Origin of the sequence: Propioniciclava sp. (assembly GCF_029977985.1) — a bacterium.
Classification (GTDB): domain Bacteria; phylum Actinomycetota; class Actinomycetes; order Propionibacteriales; family Propionibacteriaceae; genus Propioniciclava.
In genome coordinates this window covers 1-2,001 of sequence record NZ_JARKOT010000028.1, presented here as the reverse complement: position 1 = coordinate 2,001, position 2,001 = coordinate 1, and the positions used below count along the sequence as shown (strand labels likewise).

Annotated in this window: 2 protein-coding genes; both read right to left on the bottom strand. The window is 68.8% G+C overall.

Features of this window, described 5'->3' with window-relative positions; translation table 11 throughout:
* The coding region (locus Q1K57_RS02275; RefSeq protein ID WP_300078559.1) for a M23 family metallopeptidase at window positions 1-984 on the bottom strand (984 nt) is incomplete at its 3' end.
* Between the two features lie 13 nt (window positions 985-997).
* Window positions 998-1,675: a hypothetical protein gene (locus Q1K57_RS02270; RefSeq protein WP_300078557.1), complete on the bottom strand. Its 678-nt coding sequence runs from the start codon at window positions 1,673-1,675 to the stop codon at window positions 998-1,000.
* Window positions 1,676-2,001 lie beyond the last annotated feature (326 nt).

The following is a 2,001-nucleotide window of genomic DNA, read 5'->3' as shown; positions in this document are numbered from 1 at the left end:
CCCGGCGCTCACCCGGTCACCGACGTGGACGAGGATGCCCGTCTGCCACATATGCGCGTAGGCGGTGGCGACGGTTTGGCCGTCGATGGTGTGCTCGATGACGATCAGGCCGCCGTACCCGCCGCTGAACTCGGCGACGGTCACGGTGCCGTCCGCCGCAGCGAGGATCGGGGTGCCGTCCGCGGCACCGAGGTCGAGGCCGGTGTGGAACGATTCTCGGCCGGTGATCGGGTGGATACGCGGACCGAAGTCGTCGGTCTTGACCCAGGTTCCTTCCGGGAGCGGGAACACCACCCGCGACGACTCCGCCACCCCTGCGACGGGGCCGCCGCGCCCGCCGGTGCGGGTGAGGGCGTCGAGGATCGCGTCAGCGACGGGCGCGTAGTTGCGGTACCTGGCGGGAAACGCACTGACCTCGACCGACTGGGCGGCCTCGCCGGGGTCCATCCGTTCCCAGCCCGGAATGTCCAAGAGGCCGCGCGGGCTCGGATAGTTCGGGCCATCCGGGCCGCCGAAGAACGCCCCCGCTTGGTAGTTCGGGTCCATCAACTCGGCGACGGTGCCCCACCCCGATTGCGGGCGCATCTGGAACAACCCGAGGCTGTCGTGGTCGCCGCCGTTGCCGTCGTTGGGGTAGTTCGCGGACTCCGGGTAGGTGCCGGTGTTGCTGAGCATCCGCAGCGTGGACTCGGTGAGCGCCGCCATGAGCGCGACCTTCACCCCTGGCCGGCCTACCCCGTCTATCCGGCCGCCGACCGTGATGATCGTTGCGGCGTGGGTGAGCTGTCGCTTGTTGAGGGTGAAGGTGTAGCCGTCCGCGGTGGTCACTTGGAGGCTGTCGGGGACGTTGCCGACCGAGAGCGCCCCTGTGGTGGTGCAGGCGGCGATGGCGGCGGGGTTCATCAGCACCCCGATCGCCACCAGCAGCATCGCCGGGCCGAAGAACAGCGCGGCGAGCGCGAGGACAGCGAACTTTTTGAACACGAGACGCCCGTCCTCATCGCAGCGGGTTGTCGAGCTGGGACAGCCGCAACAGGTGACAGGTCGGATAGGCCGGCGTGCAGACGATGAACACGGTGAACGACACCGCGTGCTCGCTCGTCACGGCCTCGCCGTTCCACAGGCCGTCGCGGTGCCGGGTGCCCTCAATCGTGTACGCGGCCGTGCCAGGTGCGATCTGCCCGGGTTGTGCCTGCGCCACGGCATCGGCCCACGCCTCGGGGATGACGGCCTGGTCGATGGTGAGGTGTTGGCGGGTCTCGTGCTTGCGCAGCTCGATCCACGCATCCCGCGTCGGCAGATAGGTCGCCAGGTCGGAGGCGAGGCCGGCTTGTTCGGTGCCGGACGGGTCGCCGATGTCGAGGATCGCGGCCGTGTAGTCCACCGGCATCAGGGCACTGGTGGTGTCCCAGGCGAAGATTGCCTCGGCGACGTTGCGGGCGAACGTCTCCGGGTCGACCGACCGGGGCACGACCGGCAGCCGTGACGAGGACGGTCCGGGCGTCGTCGGTGTGTGAGAGGTCGACGGCGCGGGTTCGGGTGCCGGGGTGCTGGTCGTGCGGGGGCCGAGGATGAGGCCATAGATGCCGACCCCGGCCAGGATCAGCAGCGCGAGGCCGGCGGCGATGAGGGCGATCAGGCGGCCACGCGGAAACGATGAGGAGGAGGTCTTCATGCCCGCCAGGTGCACCCCGCCCGCCAGCCGGCCACAGCCGAGGATCGTGAGTCAGAGTGCGCGCAGGCGCGGAGCTTCTGACTCTTGCTCGCGTGCGGCTTGGAGGTCGGTGGCGAACTGGCGGGTGCCTTCGGCGGTGGCGTAGAACGCTTCGGCCTGCTCGTCGGTGAGCTGGGCGGCGAGCTCGTCTAGGTCGTGTTACGTAAGTCGTTTGAGCCAGTCGTTGATTACTCCGATGTGGAGGGTGGCGGTGTAGCGGACAGCGAGTTTGTCGTAGCGGGTGGCGAAGGCTCGTTGGTGTTTGAGCTTGTTGATGCCACATTCGA

What these genes read in the sequence shown, in the direction of transcription:
- Q1K57_RS02270 (WP_300078557.1), bottom strand. Translation starts at nt 1,675, where the DNA reads ATGAAGACCTCCTCCTCATCGTTTCCGCGTGGCCGCCTGATCGCCCTC.